The 267-nt window shown below is 70.0% G+C and carries 1 pseudogene; it reads left to right on the top strand.

The window, feature by feature from the left end:
* A pseudogene (locus tag VTU_RS28555) lies at positions 1-267 on the top strand (HlyD family efflux transporter periplasmic adaptor subunit); the annotation flags it as partial.

Consider the following 267-nt stretch of genomic DNA (forward strand, 5'->3'; position numbering starts at 1 on the left):
CCCGCTTGTACGAAGCGCAAGCAGCGCTGCGCGAAGCCGAAAAGACCCGCAGCGCCTACCTCGCAGAAACCCAGCGCGCGCTGAGCGAACGCCAGGCGCAGGCGGACCTCAAGCGCCACCAGACGGGCCAGGAACTGACCAAGGCCAGGCAACGCGAACAGCGCGCGACGCTCACGGCCCCGGTCAGCGGCACCGTGCAGCAACTGGCCCTGCACACCGAAGGCGGCGTGGTCACCGAGGCCCAGGCCCTGATGGTCATCGTCCCCG

Origin of the sequence: Verminephrobacter aporrectodeae subsp. tuberculatae At4, assembly GCF_000193225.1 — a bacterium.
Classification (GTDB): Bacteria; Pseudomonadota; Gammaproteobacteria; order Burkholderiales; family Burkholderiaceae_C; genus Acidovorax; species Acidovorax aporrectodeae.